The 14,319-nt window shown below is 59.2% G+C and carries 14 protein-coding genes and 1 pseudogene; 11 read left to right on the top strand and 4 right to left on the bottom strand.

The genetic code is table 11. From position 1 onward, the window contains the following. From KGL31_01280 to KGL31_01245, 8 genes are all read left to right on the top strand, one after another. Positions 1-114 (top strand): hypothetical protein (locus KGL31_01280; GenBank protein ID MDE2320542.1); only part of this gene is annotated, 114 nt, incomplete at its 5' end. A 177-nt stretch (positions 115-291) separates the two neighbouring features. Next, complete coding sequence (locus KGL31_01275) at positions 292-1,167, top strand: hypothetical protein (GenBank protein MDE2320541.1); 876 nt, start codon at positions 292-294, stop codon at positions 1,165-1,167. A 238-nt stretch (positions 1,168-1,405) separates the two neighbouring features. Further along, positions 1,406-1,894, top strand: a complete 489-nt coding sequence (locus KGL31_01270) for a cytochrome c3 family protein (GenBank protein ID MDE2320540.1) — start codon at positions 1,406-1,408, stop codon at positions 1,892-1,894. Between the two features lie 46 nt (positions 1,895-1,940). Next, entirely contained in the window at positions 1,941-4,919 is a 2,979-nt protein-coding gene (locus KGL31_01265) for a molybdopterin-dependent oxidoreductase (protein ID MDE2320539.1), read from the top strand. 2 nt (positions 4,920-4,921) lie between these two features. Next, entirely contained in the window at positions 4,922-6,289 is a 1,368-nt protein-coding gene (gene nrfD / locus KGL31_01260; protein MDE2320538.1) for a polysulfide reductase NrfD, read from the top strand. Beyond that, positions 6,286-6,813, top strand: coding sequence for a DUF3341 domain-containing protein (locus KGL31_01255; protein MDE2320537.1), 528 nt, complete (start codon positions 6,286-6,288; stop codon positions 6,811-6,813). The genes nrfD and KGL31_01255 overlap by 4 nt, the downstream gene beginning before the upstream one ends. Further along, positions 6,803-7,294, top strand: a complete 492-nt coding sequence (locus KGL31_01250; GenBank protein MDE2320536.1) for a cytochrome c — start codon at positions 6,803-6,805, stop codon at positions 7,292-7,294. The genes KGL31_01255 and KGL31_01250 overlap by 11 nt, the downstream gene beginning before the upstream one ends. Further along, positions 7,291-8,547 (top strand): hypothetical protein, encoded by a 1,257-nt coding sequence (locus KGL31_01245; GenBank protein ID MDE2320535.1) that lies wholly within the window; start codon positions 7,291-7,293, stop codon positions 8,545-8,547. The genes KGL31_01250 and KGL31_01245 overlap by 4 nt, the downstream gene beginning before the upstream one ends. Positions 8,548-8,955: 408 nt before the next feature. Here KGL31_01245 and KGL31_01240 read toward each other — a convergent pair. Beyond that, positions 8,956-9,030 (bottom strand): annotated as a pseudogene (locus KGL31_01240) (CopG family transcriptional regulator). Between the two features lie 97 nt (positions 9,031-9,127). Between KGL31_01240 and KGL31_01235 the strand changes: the two are divergent. The 3 genes from KGL31_01235 to KGL31_01225 all read left to right on the top strand — a co-directional run bounded on the left by KGL31_01235 (position 9,128) and on the right by KGL31_01225 (position 12,706). Continuing rightward, positions 9,128-10,306 carry an ATP-binding protein gene (locus tag KGL31_01235; protein ID MDE2320534.1) on the top strand — a complete coding sequence of 393 codons (1,179 nt, stop codon included), beginning with the start codon at positions 9,128-9,130 and terminating at the stop codon, positions 10,304-10,306. A gap of 112 nt (positions 10,307-10,418) precedes the next feature. Next, positions 10,419-12,020, top strand: coding sequence for a molybdopterin-dependent oxidoreductase (locus tag KGL31_01230; GenBank protein ID MDE2320533.1), 1,602 nt, complete (start codon positions 10,419-10,421; stop codon positions 12,018-12,020). 11 nt (positions 12,021-12,031) lie between these two features. After that, the gene (locus KGL31_01225; protein MDE2320532.1) at positions 12,032-12,706 is read left to right on the top strand and encodes a TIGR04282 family arsenosugar biosynthesis glycosyltransferase; all 675 of its coding nucleotides are present in this window, start codon (positions 12,032-12,034) and stop codon (positions 12,704-12,706) included. Positions 12,707-12,736: 30 nt separating this feature from the next. Here KGL31_01225 and KGL31_01220 read toward each other — a convergent pair whose 3' ends face one another. The 3 genes from KGL31_01220 to KGL31_01210 all read right to left on the bottom strand — a co-directional run bounded on the left by KGL31_01220 (position 12,737) and on the right by KGL31_01210 (position 14,184). Beyond that, positions 12,737-13,432, bottom strand: coding sequence for an HAD-IA family hydrolase (locus tag KGL31_01220; GenBank protein MDE2320531.1), 696 nt, complete (start codon positions 13,430-13,432; stop codon positions 12,737-12,739). 114 nt (positions 13,433-13,546) lie between these two features. Further along, positions 13,547-13,957, bottom strand: a complete 411-nt coding sequence (locus KGL31_01215; protein ID MDE2320530.1) for a type II toxin-antitoxin system VapC family toxin — start codon at positions 13,955-13,957, stop codon at positions 13,547-13,549. Then, positions 13,954-14,184, bottom strand: coding sequence for an AbrB/MazE/SpoVT family DNA-binding domain-containing protein (locus KGL31_01210; GenBank protein ID MDE2320529.1), 231 nt, complete (start codon positions 14,182-14,184; stop codon positions 13,954-13,956). Before KGL31_01210 ends, KGL31_01215 begins: the two co-directional genes overlap by 4 nt. Between the last annotated feature and the right edge of the window lie 135 nt (positions 14,185-14,319).

Raw genomic sequence — 14,319 nt, 5'->3', positions numbered from 1 at the left:
TGCGCCGGCAACCTGTCGCAGGCGGCGGCTCAGCTCGGCATCTCCCGCAGCACGCTGTACCGCAAGCTGGAGCAGTTTGGGCTGAAACGGCAGATCCAGATTGACTCACCGTGAGACAGGTGTCGTCGGACAGGTGTTGCAGAGTGGGACGGACAGAGTGTAGAACGATTATTGTTCGCACCAGACCGGTCAGCCTGTACAGTTTAATGCTAGTGGATCAATGGAGCTTCACCACCGAAAGAGCGATCACATCTTACTAAGGGGGGAATAGTGAAAATCTTGGGGACTTATATGAGCAAAGCAGGCTGGACCGTACTCGCACTGTTGTTAACGTCGCTGGTCTCGCCCTTCTTAGGGAACGCGGAGGGACAGACGCATAGTGAATTAAACCAACTCAAACAGGAATTACAAATGTTACGGGAGGAAGTTCAAACCAAGAATAACGCAATCAAACGGATGCAGGAGCGTCTGGAGGCACTCGAAACGAAGATACAGGCGGAAATTCCGCGCCCCGTGGAAGAAAAAATGACAGCCCTGAAGGAAGAGATGAAGACGGAGATAGCCGCAAGAGCAGAGACCCCTAAGCTGTGGGGCGGTCAGGTGTTCTTCAAGGGTGGCTACCTCCGCATGGATTCACCGCGCCGTAACTCACTATTGACGGTTCAGGACGACCCGAATAAAAAGAGCGGTTGGCAGGTTGGAGGCGGACTGGATCTCCCCTTGATGAAGATCTTCAACAACCCCCTTCTTGGAGAGATAATGGTCGAGTATGTCCAGTCCCAGCACACCACCGGCGATTCGCCTGCCCAAGTGGAACCAGGAGCCCCCGGGAAGCAACTCGCGGTGGGAAGGGGACTGGAAAACATCCTGACTGTCGCTATCGCCCCCAAATATCGAATCGATACCCTGGGCTCGATTTGGCCCTCGTTGGCCTCGATCAGGCCCTGGATTATTCCCGTTGGCCTCACCTTTAACGTGAACACCCCGGTATCAAAGGCCGTCACGAATATCAGCGTTGGTGGGACCACCGGAGCAGGAATTGAGCGACTGTTCTGGAACAATCGGCTTAGCCTCGGTGTGGACTTCCGCTACTACTGGGGTCCTGACATCCCGGACGAACGACTCAGCCACTTCACTACTGGGGGTTATGTCGGAATCAATTTCTAGCGGAACAGTTGTTCCTCCAATTGAGACGGAGAACGATGCAACATGGCATAGACATTGGGAGTGAAGGGGGAGACACCTACGGGGCTGTCTCCCCCTTCTCGCAGCCTAACAGTCACTCATCAGCTTGGTCGTTGGCAGCCTTTCACCAGGCATTCGAGTCTGGTGAGCTGACTCCCCGGAACGGCACCTCTATGCAACGGGCCCGAAAAGAGGAAGGGGGCGAGAGCTGGTAAAGCGGATGGTTATTATTCTGCTTACGCTTGTGATTTTTATCACCATTTCCGGATTAGCTTTCTTTCGTTCGCGGAAGAAAGCGCCTGCGCAGCCTGTCGATTTCAGTCACAAGATCCACGCCGGGGACTATCAGATCCGTTGTTTGTACTGCCACGCCAATGCCCGCCGGTCCCGTGTTGCGGGGATCCCATCCGTTCAACTCTGCATGGGATGCCACAAGATTACCGCTGCCGATAAGCCTGACGTCCGGAAGCTCAAGGGGTATTGGGATCGGCAGGAGCCGATCCCCTGGGTGAAGATTTTCGGCCAGCCGGATTTTGTGGCGTTCTCGCATGTGGCGCACGTCCGGGCTCACGTTGCCTGTGAGGATTGCCACGGCCCGATTGGGAAGATGGATCGCGTCTACAGAGCAGTGGACCTGACGATGGATCGATGTCTGGGCTGCCATCGCGACCGGCAGACGAGCATCGACTGTGTGACGTGTCATAAGTAAGGCAGCTATCAGCGGTCAGCGATGAGCAAAAAGACCGGAAAAAAGAGTGAATAGACGCAACTTCTTCAAGCTGCTCGGGATCGGCGGGGCGGCGACCCTCACGGGCTGCTCCAGTCAGGCCCCTGAGAGGCTGATCCCATATCTGATTCCCGTGGAGGAGATCATCCCGGGCCAGGCCACGTGGTATGCCACTGTCTGCCGGGAATGTCCTGCCGGATGCGGGATGCTTGTCAAGACCCTGGAGGGGCGCGCCGTAAAGGTCGAAGGGAACCCGGATCATCCGGTGAACAGAGGTCGGCTCTGTGCCCGTGGCCAGGCCTCGCTGCAGGGACTGTACAACCCGGATCGGATCAGACAGCCGCTTCTGAGAGATACGTCAGGCCGGTTCAAGCCACTAAGCTGGGAGGAAGCCGAGAAGTGGCTGATAGCGCGTCTGGAGGAGCTACGTAAGCAAGGGCGGGAGATCGCCTGGCTTACCCCACACCTGACTGGAGCATTGGATCAACTGATCGACCGGTGGCTGCGGACGTTTGGCTCACAGCGACGACTACGGTATGAGCCGTTCGCCTACGAGGCGATCAAGACTGCCAACAGGCTCATGTTCGGGCTCGAAGCGATCCCAACGTACGATCTCCAATCTTCACAGCTCATCTTCTCATTCGGATCGGACTTTCTGGAAACCTGGATCTCTCCTGTAATGTACGCCGGAGAATTCGCCGCCATGCGAAGATATCGGAACGGCCGCATGGGACGCTTCATCTTTATTGGACCTAGGCTCTCCCTGACGGCAGTCAACGCCGACCGATGGGTCTCGGTCCCTCCCGGCAGTGAAGGGATGATGGCGTTAGGGATGGTTCGCGTCATCATCACTGAAGGACTCACCAGGAGGGTGCCGAAGGGCGAGATTGAGCGGATCAAGAGTCTGGTTGACCGTTACACATCACACCTGGTGTCGCAGGCTACAGGGGTCACGCCGGAGGATCTTAAAGATCTCGCCAGGTTGTTTGCCGCGGCTAATCCCGGGCTCGCCCTGGGTGGCGGGGTGGCTACAGGCGGTCAGCAAGCCACCGCAACAGTCGCAGCCGTGAACCTCTTAAACTACGTGGCCGGCAATCTGGACCGAACCGTCCGCTTCGGCCCCCTGTCCAGTCTGAGCAGACTGTCCCCTCATCGGAAGTTGGTTGCTCTGATCCAGGCCATGAACGCTGGCGAGATCGCCGCCCTCTTCTTCTCCGAGGTCAACCCCGTCTTCTCGCTCCCCAGGTCGGCAGGTTTCGAGCAGGCGCTGGACAAGGTGCCGCTGGTTGTCAGTTGCTCCAGCTTCATGGATGAGACGACGGCGCAGGCCACACTGGTCCTTCCGACTCATACCCCTCTCGAAAGCTGGGGGGACGATGAGCCCTGGGAAGGCCTACATGGCCTGATGCAGCCTGCTATGGAACCGATCTTCGAGACGAGATCGCTTGGCGACCTCTTGCTGTCGCTGGCGAAGCGATCGGGCAGCTTGCAGGCCATGCCCTTCGCAGAAGAAAACTTCTACGAAGTTCTCCGAATTCGGTGGCGAGAGATTCATCGACAGGTCAGTCCACACACCGAATTTGAGACGTTCTGGAGCGAGGCACTTCAGCGTGGAGGAGTCTTTCAAGAGGTGCGCCCACGATCTGTCAACCTGCATGTCGGGGCGTTACCGGAAGCATTAAGAGGGCTTCAGGAGTTCGACCAGAAGCCTGATACACTGATCCTCCTGCCTTACCCCTCGTTTAATCATTTTGATGGCCGCGGAGCGAACAGACCATGGCTCCAGGAACTCCCTGATCCCATGACCCAGCTCACCTGGGACAGTTGGCTCGAAATCCATCCCCAGGACGCACAGCGCCTGGCGGTCAGCGAGGGCGACCTTCTCAGGGTCAGGTCCGCTTACGGAGAGATCGAGATTCCCGCTCACCTCTATGCCGGGGTAAGACGAGGCATAGTGGCCGCCCCGATCGGTCAGGGCCACACCGCCTATGGCCGATACGCCAATCCCAATGATCCCAACGCCAACAGATTCGGCGACAAGAGAAGAGGCGGCAACCCGTTTGCGCTGCTTGCTACTGAGCCGGAGTCGGGCTCTGGCGGCCTGCTGCTTTCTACCCCAGTGACCCTCACCAACACCGGGACGAAATATCCCCTGGCGTCGGTTTCTGGGAGCGCCCGGCAATACGATCGGGGGATTGCCCAGGCCGTAGCCTTGGAGAAGATGGCAGAGGGGCCGGAGGAGGATGAACCCGAACGCGAAGAGGCACACCACGTTCGCCAGATGTACCCGCCCCATGAACACCCCACCCACCGATGGGGCATGGCCATCGATCTGAATGCATGCATCGGCTGCTCCGCCTGCGTCGTAGCCTGCTATGCGGAAAACAATATCTCTGTGGTCGGCAAGGAGCAGGTGGTCAAGGGTCGGGAGATGTCGTGGATCCGGATCGAGCGATTTGAAGAGGGTCCTTCAGATCAGCCTGAGATTCGGTTTATTCCGATGCTTTGCCAGCATTGCGATAACGCCCCTTGTGAGCCAGTCTGCCCCGTCTATGCCACGCTGCACAACCCTGAAGGGTTGAACATCCAGGTCTACAACCGCTGTGTTGGAACCCGATACTGCTCCAACAACTGTCCATACAAGGTCCGCCGGTTCAATTGGTTCACCTATCCATGGCCGGAGCCGCTCCACCTCCAACTCAATCCTGACGTCACCGTCCGCGAAACCGGCGTGATGGAAAAGTGCTCTTTTTGTATACAGCGGATCACCGCTGGGAAGGCCAGAGCAAAAGATGAAGGGCGGCCGATCAGGGATGGCGAGATCGTGCCGGCCTGCGCTCAAACCTGTCCCACAAGGGCAATAGTATTTGGCGATCTGAAGGACCTGACCAGCGAGGTGTCACGATTCGGCCACAGCCCGCGCCGTTACAGGGTCTTCGAGCACCTGAACACGCAACCGGCGATTACCTATCTGAAGAAGATCATCTCTCATCCAGAGCAGAGCTGAAGATGGCCGACTACAAGCTCAGCTATAGCAGAGTCGATCAGGATCTACTGAAGACGATGGAGGCGCCGGGGCGAACCTGGTACATCCTCCTGACTGTCGCCATCGCATTGGTGGCGCTGGGCGGCTTCGCCTTTAGCCGCCAGATCCGGTATGGGATGGGGGTCTGGGGCCTCACGCACCCGACGATGTGGGCGATCGACATCACCAACTTCGTCTTCTGGGTCGGCATCGCCCACTCCGGGACGCTCATCTCGGCCATCCTGTTTCTCTTCCGGGTCCGTTGGCGGGCCTCAATCTACAGGGCAGCGGAAGCGGTGACGGTCTTTGCATTGATGACCGCGGCCCTCTTTCCGATCATTCACCTGGGACGTCCATGGTACGTTTACTGGCTGCTGCCTTACCCGCAAGTGGGTGGGCTGTGGCCCAACTTCCGTTCTCCGCTCATTTGGGACGTCTTCGCCGTTCTCACCTACATGCTGGTCAGTATGGTCTTTTTCTTCACCGGCCTGGTTCCTGACCTGGCGGTCGTTCGGGACCAGTCGCGCGGCTGGCGTCGCCGCCTGTATGGCTTCCTGGCCCAAGGCTGGCAGGGAACCGACCGCCAGTGGCGGCATTACACCAGCGCCTACCTGTTCCTGGCCGCCCTGGCTACACCCCTTGTCATCTCGGTCCACAGCGTCGTCTCGTGGGACTTCGCCATGTCGATGGTCCCCGGCTGGCACTCGACCATCTTCGCGCCGTACTTCGTGGCAGGCGCAATCCATTCAGGTCTCGCGATGGTGATCACCCTCCTGATCCTGCTCCGGCGGACCTTCCGCCTCGACGCCTACCTCACGCAGACCCACCTGGAGAATCTGGCGAAGCTCATCGTCCTGACCGGCCTCATTGTCGGCTACTCCTATGCGACCGAGTATTTCATCGCCTGGTACAGCGCCAACACATTCGAGTGGGAGACCTTCCGATACCGGGCGCTGGGCGATTACGCCTGGGGCTTCTGGATCATGATCGTCTTCAACTCCTTGGTCCCCCTCCTCTTCTTCGTAAAGAAGATCAGGACGAGCACCCCGTGGCTGCTTACGATCTCGCTCCTCATCAACGTGGGGATGTGGCTCGAACGATTCATCATCATCGTAACCTCGCTGGCGCGCGACTACGATCCGTACACCTGGGGCCTCTACCGACCGACCTGGGTCGACCTTAGCATCACGGCAGGGAGCTTCGGGTGGTTCTTCCTCTGGTTTCTCCTGTTTGCGAAACTACTGCCGGTCGTTTCCATCGTGGAGGTGAAGGAGCAGCTTCCGCCGCCTGTGATGGAGGAGGCAGGAAGCCGGAGGCCGGAAGCAGGAAAAGGGGAGGAGGCCATCCGATGAGTGGCCGAGCCATCGGCGTGGTGGGGCATTTCGATCAGCTCGATCGTTTTCTCGCAGCCATCCACGAGTTGCGCGCCTCAGGCTTCGATAACCTCCGGGTCGCGTCCCCTGTCCCCCGCCATGAGATCGATGAGGCGTTGGGTCGACGGGAGAGTCCGGTACGGGTGTTTACCCTCGTTGGTGCGATCATTGGCGCGATCTTCGGGCTGGGCTTGACTATCAACACCTCTCTCGGCTATCCGCACATCACTGGAGGCAAGCCGATCGTGTCGATGCCCGCGTTCATCGTCATCGCCTTCGAGCTGACCATTCTCTTCGGAGCAATCGGAACACTGCTGGGATTGTTGGTCAATGCCCGCTTCCCCCGACTACACATCGGGCCCGCGTTTCACCCTCGCTTCTGCCAGGATCAGTTCGGCCTCTTCGTCTTCTGTGCGCCGAACGAAATCGAGCCCACATTGCAGATCCTCCGCAAGGCTGGCGCAGCGGAGGTACGTCAGGTGGAAGACGGTGTTGAAGTCTAGACGTGTCAGTTTGATGGTAGCCGTCTTCCTCGCGATCTGGGTCGGCTCGGCTCATGGTTTCCCATGGAGCAGAGACATGAAGGACCAGCCCTCGATCAAGTCGCAAGAGGCGCCTAGACGCCCTCCGGCTGGAACGATCCCACGAGACGGGTGGGAGCGTCCGATGACTCGCGAGGAGATGGGAAAGAGCCTTACCAATCCGGTGCCGTTCACGCGGCAATCCGTCGACAACGGCAAGCGCCTGTTCGAGATCTATTGCGCGCTCTGCCATGGAGCTAATGGAAAGGGGATGGGCCCCGTCGCCATCAAGTTTATTCCTCCACCGGACCTGACCCTCCCGTTCTTTCAACAGAAGGCTGACGGCTTCATCTATGGAACGATCCGAAATGGCGGCGCGATTATGCCTGCGTACGGCGCGGTTCTCGCCCCCAAGGAGCGGTGGGAGATCGTGAACTTCCTCAGGAGCTTGCAGCGACAATGACCGAACTGACTGAACTGGCCGGCCTGGAGGAGAGTATCCGCAAGATTCCGCGCCGGAGCCCGCGGTCGGCTATTGGAGTCCTGACGGGATTTCTGGCAGTCGGCCTGCTCACCTTCTTACTGGGTATCTTCGCAGAGCAACCAGTCCGAGCATGGGAGATCTACCTGGTAAACTTCCTCTTCTGGACCGGACTGGCCCAGGCCGGGGTGGTCTTTACAGCCATCTACGATATCTGCAATGCGCGCTGGGGTCCTGTCATCAAACGGGTCGCCCTGGGGATGGGTTCGTTCCTGCCGGTCGCCCTGTTGATGTACGTCCCGCTCTTCTTTGGCCGCTACTGGCTCTACCCATGGGTGGGTCATCCGATCCCCGAGAAGGCGGCATGGCTGAATGTGCCCCTCTTCTTCTTCAGAAACGGCCTTGGCCTGACGGTCATGGTGACGCTCAGCCTACTCTTTCTCTACTACAACCTCCGCCCGCAGATCGGACTCGCCCTGGAGCGCTCGCTCGTCCCGGCTACTCCGCTCTACACGTGGCTGACGCGCGGTTGGCGAGGATTTGAGGCAGAGGAACAACGGTCGCGCCGTACCCTCGGTGTCCTCGGACCGGCGATCCTTGTCGCCTATGCAATCGTATTCAGCCTGCTAGGGTTCGACCTGATTATGACGTTAGATCCCCACTGGTACAGCAGCCTGTTCGGCGGATACTTCTTTATGAGCAGCTTGTATCTGGGCCTCGCCGGGATCGTCGTCATTACCATCGTACTCCGGATGACCCTCGGATTAGAGCAATGGATCACGCCTGCCCATTTCCATGACCTGGGTAAGCTGCTGTTCGGCTTCGATATGCTGGTCATCGGCCTTCTGTGGGCCCAGTACATCGTCATCTGGTACGGCAACATCACTGAGGAGACCCAGTATGTGATCCTGAGAACTCAGGTGCTCCCGTGGGCACTCTTCTCCTGGGTCGCGCTGATTGCGGGATTTCTGGGACCCCTGATCGTCTTCTTCAGCCGCCGCGCCAAGCAGGATCCCTTTGCCCTGCTGCCGATGGGGTTGGCAATCGCTGGCGGTATGTGGGTGGAGCGGTACGTGCTCGTCGTCCCGGCGCTCTGGAAAGGCCCGGCCGCGCCCATGGGCATCCCAGAGCTTTTAATCAGCGCAGGATTTGCCAGTGCGGCCACGCTTTCCTATCTTGCTTTCATTCGGTTCTTCCCGATCCTCCCCTGGTCGGATATAACTCTCGAGCGATGAGCTCCCACGCCGCTTACCGAGGGGAATGAACCCTCTGTCGATCCAAGGGGAACGGGTGACTATTACTTTCGGGTGAGCTTGCGGAACATCTATTACCCTGGGTTCGACAGTCGTAGGCAAGCGCCTTGAGGAAAGGCAATGATACTCGCTAGTTAGCAGAACCGAGATTTGTGGCGTATGCTCACAGAATTAGGGCTTCAGATCGACGGTATAGCCCTCTGTGTCAATATAAGTGAGACACCTGCCCCCCTTTCAATTAGTGTAGAGGGCGGGGAGGAGAAAATACCATGAGACCTGAACCGATTACAGCCAGCCCGGGCATCGCAGTCGCCCGCCGAGCCCCTGCACGTCCGTGGGAGGACACCCCACGCTACGCCGAGCCGCAGCCGGTGGTCCCAGCAGCGCCGCTCGATCACGAAATGCTTCCAGGGTATCGTCATCGATGTAGATCGTGATGCGTGTCTTCCCGGTCTGAGGAACCACTGCCCCCCGCTTTCCCCATGCGCCTGTGCCGCCGACATGATGGCTCGCACAGCGTTTTTGTGTTGCACATTAGAAATAGACTTCTATAATACATCCCATGATCCGGCGATTGGTTATAGACCAGCTACGAGAACGACTGACACGCTACCCAGCCGTGGCCATGATCGGACCGCGTCAGAGCGGAAAGACCACCCTGGCAAAATCCCTCGGTGGAGTCTATTTCGACCTTGAACAGCACTCCGAGCGTCTCCGCCTGGACCTCGACTGGGACCGCATCACGGCCGGAAAGGACCTGATCGTCCTGGACGAGGTCCAATCCTGGCCTGACGTCTTTGCGCGCCTGAGAGGGGCCATCGACCTGGATCGCGCGCGCATGGGTCGTTTCTTGCTTCTAGGCTCCGTGTCGCCTGCGCTGATGATCCACGTGTCGGAGTCCCTGGCGGGGCGCCTGTCGTTGGTCGAGTTGACGCCGTTTCTACTGTCCGAACTCTCAACGAACGCATCGCGTGAGCGGCGGTGGTTGTGCGGGGGCTACCCCGATGGTGGCGTGTTGGAACCCGCCCGATATCCGCGATGGCAAATGGACTACCTCTCGCTCCTGAGTCAGCGCGACCTTCCGACCTGGGGTCTACCCGCCAAGCCGCAGACAACGGATCGGCTTCTGCGCATGCTAGCCGCGCTGCACGGCCAGATCTGGAACGCCTCGCAAGTTGGGCAAAGCTTAGGGCTCTCGTACCATACCGTCAATGGTTACCTCGAGTATCTTACCGGGGCTTTCCTGATCAGACGATTGCCCTCCTATCACGCCAATATCCGGAAGCGACTGATCAAGAGTCCCAAGGTCTACTGGCGCGATTGTGGCCTGCTCCACGCGTTATTGAACGTGCCCGACGGGCGCGCATTACTCACGCAACCGTGGGTGGGCGCCAGTTGGGAAGGCTTCGTGATTGAACAAGTACTGGGCGAACTGTCGGCGCGGGGACGACAGGCCGACGCCTACTACTTCCGAACAAGCGATCAGTACGAGCTAGACCTAGTGCTGGATTTCGGGAACGAATTGTGGGCCGTCGAGGTCAAGCTGACCTCCACACCTACGATAGAGGATATGACACGCCTGGACAGGACCGCCGATATGATCAGGGCATCACACCGCTTCCTGGTCTCACAGACCGGTCGATCAAGTGGTGACGAACGTCGCGTCTCCTGTAACCTACCGACCTTCCTTCAGTACGTGCAGAGGAATACGAGTCGCAAGATGCGAACGCGCTCTCATTGACAGGCCGGTAGTGGTGCGATAGGTTTATAGTGAAAAGAGCTACCGATGATCGTACTGATCATCGATCAGCGCGTAGGAGGACACGATCTGACACAGAGGACAGTAGTACGCAATGGACGCACAGGAGCGGCTTTCGAGGCGGCAATGGGTAATAGCAGGAGCCGTCGGCGGCTTTGTCGGCGCTCTGCTGATGACCGGATTGATGTTCTTCTGGCGGTTTACCCTGGGAACCCCGCTGATCCCGGAACTGATGGCCGAACAGCTCTTCGCGCTGATACCGATGGGCCTGTTCTCGTTCGGCATCAGGCTGTTCGGGCTGAAGGCGAAGTATCTCGCCTTCTGGGGGATGGTGGGCCTGTTTGTTCTGATCGGCGCGTGCCTTGGCGTGGTATTCACGTGGCTGGCGACGTATCACCGGCTGAAGGCTCACTGGCGTGGCGGACTTCTCTACGGGAGCCTGCTGTGGGTGCTGTTCGGTGCAGTTGGCTCCCCGCTCCTGGGAGGAGGTCTATTCGGAGCCGACCTCGAAGGCGGTCTCTTGCTGTCCTCCAGCTCTCTTCTGATCCTCTATTGGGTGTATGGCGCGATGTTGGGCCTACTGGCAGGTCGGCTTCTGCGACACTCAAGCGATACCCTCACGACGGCCGGCTCCTCTGTCCCGCCGCTCGACACGTCACGGCGGGCCTTCGCCAAGCGACTGCTGACCGGTATCTTGGCGGCTGGGACCTTCTCGGTTCTCTTGCCTCTCCTCGAGACTCTCACGGCGCGAAGTCGCGCCTTCGCCCAGGATCTGTTCCAGCGGCTCAAGGGCCTGCCGCCCGACGTGACGCCCAATGAGAAGTTCTACAAGATCTCGAAGAACATCTTCGATCCCAAGGTGAGCGTCTCACGTTGGAGCCTGGAACTGAAGGGCCTCGTGGAGCGACCGATGAAATTGACCTACAGCGAGTTGAAGGCCCTCCCCATGAAAGAGCAGTACGACACGCTGGAGTGCATCAGCAACGAGGTCGGCGGCGACCTGATCAGCAACGCCCGCTGGAAAGGGATTCTATTGGGAGGGCTGTTGGCCAGGGCCGGCGTGAAATCAAGCGCAAAAAAGGTCGTCTTTCGCGCCGCGGACGGCTACTCGACGGCCATCCCGCTGGTGAAGGCGATGCACCCCGATACGATCCTGGCCATCGAGATGAACGGGGTTCCATTGCCTGACGACCATGGCTTTCCCGTCCGCCTCATCAATCCGGGACACTATGGGATGAAGAACCCCAAGTGGATTACCGAGATCGAGCTGACCGAAAACGATTATAAGGGCTACTGGGAGAGCCGCGGCTGGTCCGACGAGGCGAGGGTGAAAACGATGTCCCGGATTGACACGCCCGTTCATGGGTCGAAACTCTCCGCACGTGGGGTGGACACGGGTGGCATCGCCTTCGCCGGCGACCGGGGCATCCGCCAGGTAGAGGTAAGCCTTGACGACGGGATCACCTGGCGAAAGGCCATGCTGAAACCGGCTCTCGGCGCCTACACCTGGGTCCTCTGGGGGCTCGTAGGGGAGCTGCCCCCTGCGCCTGGGAACGTAGGGACGAGGCACGGCTCCTCCCTCACCCTGAAGGTCCGGGCGACCGATGGCAACGGCAACACCCAGACAGCCCAGGTCACCACGGTTTTGCCGGATGGCGCCTCAGGGTATCATACGATTCACGTGACACTGTCCTGACTGCTTACCTTATGCGACAATACGCTCTCGCGGTGATGGCCAGGGCGCCGGAACCGGGCCAGGTCAAGACGCGTCTCGTCCCGCCATTAAGTGATACGAGCGCGGCGGAACTGTATCGGTGTCTCCTGCTGGATAAGCTGCAGCAGGTGGCCGGGCTCCCGGGTATCGATCCGTACCTGGCCTACACTCCTATCGAGGCCAGACAGTCGATGCTCCCACTGTTGCCGGAGACCTTTACGCTGATTCCGCAAGCCGGTTCAACTCTTGGAGACCGGCTTCACCGGCTATCGGCGATCCTCCTGGAGCGAGGCCACCCGGCGGCCATCCTCATCGACAGCGACAGCCCGACCCTGCCCACGCCCTACCTGCTGGATGCGATCGCGCGACTTCAGAGCGGGACCACAGACCTCGTGCTCGGCCCGGCAGAAGACGGAGGCTATTACCTCATCGGGCTCAAGCGCCCCTGCCGCGCACTCTTCGATGACATCCCGTGGAGCGGCCCCACGGTTTTCAACGAGACACTCCACCGCGCTGCAACACTACGATTACAGGTTGCAACGCTGCCGTCCTGGTTCGATGTGGATACGCCGGACGACCTGACCAGGCTTCGGTGCGACCTGGCGACTACCGGAACCACTGTGGCGCCCTATACCCGGTACTTCTTGTTCGGTGAGCAGGAAGGCTGAGATCGCGGTGGACTCTCTGAGGAGGCCGGTTTACGAATGCTGCATCAGGACCAGGTCGGCGGCTTCCGATAGATCGCGCGCCTTGGGGCAGTCCACATGGTCCCACAGGCCGGCAGGATCAAGCAGGATCGCGCGCATCCCCGCCGCTCTCGATCCGACGACATCGATGGAGTACAGGTCGCCGATGTACAGGGCCTCGGCCGGACTGATTCCGACCTGGTCCAGCGCGATCTGAAAGATCCTGGGATCGGGCTTTTCCACCCCAATCAGCCGCGAATCCAGTACGAAATGAAAATACGGGCGCAGCCCGCTCTCCGTCACAAGCCGCTCGACCCAACCGTTCGAATTCGAGATCATGCCGAGCGTGAGGCCGCGACCACGCAGCGCCTGAAGGACAGCATGGGCTTGAGGATCGGGCCGGTTCCAGAGGTTATGCTCCCGATGGTATTCGGCAAGCCGACGTAGAGCCTGCTCAGCGGCCGCTCCCCACGGTACACCGATGCCATCGCAGACAAAGCGCATGTACGTTTGAAAGATATGCGGCGCTTCGGTGGAGTTGCGCCTGGCCAGGACCGAATCGAGACGCACCCGAGCGCGGTACTCCGCCCCTCGCACTGCCGCCTCATCGACATTACAGCCTTCAGCCGCCAGCGCCTCAACCACCACGCTGTAGTTGATCAGCATCACGGTATTGCCGGCATCGAAGATCACAGCCTTCAGCGCCATCGTTCCTCCCCTGGACGGAAACAGTTTGACCTCCTCTTATATCGTTCGATCGTACCACTGTCCTGGAGATTCACATGAATATATGAATGAGTCAGGGGAAGAATGACTCTCACCTTACGACCTGACCGGGTCAAGAAGCCGAAGGCGGGAAAAATAGGTTCGATAGAACCCGCGATCCCGAGTGAGCAAGCGCTCGGCCTGTAACTGAGCATGAGCGCCGATCAAGAAATCTGCGACCACACGGGCTCGTTTCCCGCCACGACTGCGATGCACCTTCCAGACCTGACCGGCCGCTAGGGCCGTTTCCACTGCGACGGGGCTGAATTCAACGCCAAGACGTCCCATCGCCTCCCGCGCGGCTTTGGGCGACGGGAAGAAACTGGCGACCTCGGTCCAGACCACCTCACACGCGATAAGGCGACCCTCGGCCAGTGAGGATCGAAGCGCCTGCTGCGATCGCGGTCCAAATACCGGATCTGCGCCAAACAGATCCAGTAAGACGTTGGTATCGACCGCTGTGATCACTGTAGGTCGGCTGGACCGCGCAGGGTCCGCATCAGTTCATCCGTCGACCGGTCCAGCTTGAGGATACCGTAGACACTCGCCACCGGGTCCTCCGAACTCACCTTGACGCCAGCGAGTCGCCCCTTTTCCTCCCACAGTTCCAGCACCTGACCCGGTCGGATCCCCAAGCGATCCCGCAGCGGTTTGGGAATGGTCACCTGCCCTTTTTCCGACACGATAGTTTTCATACTCTTAGTGTAGGAATTCTTACACCATCTGTCAAGCAACTCGTGTATTTCCAGAAACAGCGGTCATCGTTCCCAGGGTCCCTTTTCCATTGACGAGGTTGGGGCTTTTCATTAGGATATTTTTGAAAGGATGGA

Source organism: Candidatus Methylomirabilota bacterium, from assembly GCA_028870115.1.
In the GTDB taxonomy this organism is placed as follows: Bacteria; Methylomirabilota; Methylomirabilia; order Methylomirabilales; family Methylomirabilaceae; genus Methylomirabilis.
The sequence above is the reverse complement of the archived record's forward strand: the minus strand, read 5'-3'. Positions and strand labels throughout refer to the sequence as shown.

Excerpts from the sequence above, each read along its gene's own strand:
- KGL31_01275 (MDE2320541.1), top strand. The coding sequence starts at position 292 with ATGAGCAAAGCAGGCTGGACCGTACTCGCACTGTTGTTAACGTCGCTG.
- KGL31_01270 (MDE2320540.1), top strand. The coding sequence starts at position 1,406 with ATGGTTATTATTCTGCTTACGCTTGTGATTTTTATCACCATTTCCGGA.
- KGL31_01245 (MDE2320535.1), top strand. The coding sequence starts at position 7,291 with ATGACCGAACTGACTGAACTGGCCGGCCTGGAGGAGAGTATCCGCAAG.
- KGL31_01255 (MDE2320537.1), top strand. The coding sequence starts at position 6,286 with ATGAGTGGCCGAGCCATCGGCGTGGTGGGGCATTTCGATCAGCTCGAT.
- KGL31_01230 (MDE2320533.1), top strand. The coding sequence starts at position 10,419 with ATGGACGCACAGGAGCGGCTTTCGAGGCGGCAATGGGTAATAGCAGGA.
- KGL31_01210 (MDE2320529.1), bottom strand. The coding sequence starts at position 14,184 with ATGAAAACTATCGTGTCGGAAAAAGGGCAGGTGACCATTCCCAAACCG.
- KGL31_01220 (MDE2320531.1), bottom strand. The coding sequence starts at position 13,432 with ATGGCGCTGAAGGCTGTGATCTTCGATGCCGGCAATACCGTGATGCTG.
- nrfD (MDE2320538.1), top strand. The coding sequence starts at position 4,922 with ATGGCCGACTACAAGCTCAGCTATAGCAGAGTCGATCAGGATCTACTG.
- KGL31_01225 (MDE2320532.1), top strand. The coding sequence starts at position 12,032 with ATGCGACAATACGCTCTCGCGGTGATGGCCAGGGCGCCGGAACCGGGC.
- KGL31_01235 (MDE2320534.1), top strand. The coding sequence starts at position 9,128 with ATGATCCGGCGATTGGTTATAGACCAGCTACGAGAACGACTGACACGC.